This is a genomic window from Fibrobacter sp. UBA3629 (genome assembly GCF_002374005.1).
Taxonomy (GTDB): Bacteria; Fibrobacterota; Fibrobacteria; order Fibrobacterales; family Fibrobacteraceae; genus Fibrobacter.
This window is the reverse complement of record NZ_DFLC01000024.1, coordinates 63,719-64,891: the sequence shown is the minus strand read 5'-3', so window position 1 is coordinate 64,891 and position 1,173 is coordinate 63,719. Positions and strand designations below refer to the sequence as shown.

The 1,173-nt window shown below is 53.5% G+C and carries 2 protein-coding genes and 3 tRNA genes; 1 reads left to right on the top strand and 4 read right to left on the bottom strand.

The window, feature by feature from the left end; genetic code table 11:
• The 4 genes from B2310_RS08420 to B2310_RS08405 all read right to left on the bottom strand — a co-directional run.
• Window positions 1–302 (bottom strand): GTP-binding protein (locus B2310_RS08420; protein ID WP_290730463.1); only part of this gene is annotated, 302 nt, incomplete at its 3' end.
• A gap of 22 nt (window positions 303–324) precedes the next feature.
• Window positions 325–396 (bottom strand) — tRNA-Thr (locus B2310_RS08415).
• 45 nt (window positions 397–441) lie between these two features.
• Window positions 442–524 (bottom strand) — tRNA-Tyr (locus B2310_RS08410).
• A gap of 9 nt (window positions 525–533) precedes the next feature.
• A tRNA-Thr gene (locus tag B2310_RS08405) sits at window positions 534–606 on the bottom strand.
• 320 nt (window positions 607–926) lie between these two features.
• Between B2310_RS08405 and B2310_RS08400 the strand changes: the two genes are divergently transcribed.
• Window positions 927–1,173, top strand: a 247-nt coding sequence (locus B2310_RS08400; protein ID WP_290730460.1) for a hypothetical protein, incomplete at its 3' end; no start/stop codon positions are given.

Genomic DNA, 1,173 nt, shown 5'->3' with positions numbered 1-1,173 from the left:
CCGTCCATCTGGGCAGCACCGGTCACCATGTTCTTCACGTAGTCGGCGTGCCCCGGGCAGTCGACGTGGGCGTAGTGGCGGTTGGCAGTGGTGTATTCCACGTGCGAAGTGTTGATCGTGATGCCGCGGGCCTTTTCTTCGGGGGCGTTGTCGATTTCGTCGAAACGCTTGGCGGCGGCGAGGCCGCGGGCTGCGAGAGTCGTGCAGATTGCGGCGGTCAGAGTGGTCTTGCCGTGGTCAACGTGGCCGATGGTGCCGATGTTGCAGTGCGGCTTGCTTCTGTCAAAATGTTCTTTTGCCATGATTCTATCTCCATTTAGTGAGAGCCCAGATCGGGAGTCGGACCCGAGACCTCTTCCTTACCAAGGAAGTGCTCTACCACTGAGCTACCTGGGCATAAGCCCTATGGCACCATTCAGTACCATAGGGCGGTTTGTTGCGTGGGCCGTCGTGGTTTCGAACCACGGTAGGCGTAAGCCAACGGATTTACAGTCCGTCCCCTTTAACCACTCGGGCAACGACCCATATTTTCAAGCCAAAGATAGGAATCGAACCTACGACCGGCTGATTACAAATCAGCTGCTCTACCAGCTGAGCTACTTTGGCAAGTGAGCCAAATTTAATAAGTTTAGGTGCATCTTGTCAACGAAAAAAGGCGCTTTTTGAAATTTTTTTTGTTTTTTTTCGTCAAAAATGTAAACAGACCCCGCAAGAGATTGTGAATAGATTGTGAATAAGTAAAAATGTTCTCTTTTTCACCCCGGCCATACCCGCCCAAGACGCGAAATCCGCTTTCAATTCGTTGATTATCATTGACATAGCGCACACTCCCTTGTAAAAAAGCGGCCTTTACCCTAGCGATGCCAAATATCCGTAACTATATTTCCTCGCAACACAATCGTGAAACCAATCCCAAGGAGATTGAAATGAACAAGATCAAACTTTCCGCAATCGTGCTCGGCTTTGCCGCCGCTGGCGCGTTTGCCCAGGCTCCTGCCGCCGCTCCGGCTGCGGCTCCCGCAGAACAGGCTGCCGCCCCGGCTGACTCCGTGAAGGCCGCCGAAGAGGCTAAGAAGGCCGAAGAAGCCAAGGCCGCCGAAGAAGCCAAGAAGGCCGAAGAAGCCAAGAAGGCTGAAGAGGCCAAGGCCGCCGAAGAAGCCAAGAAGGCTGAAG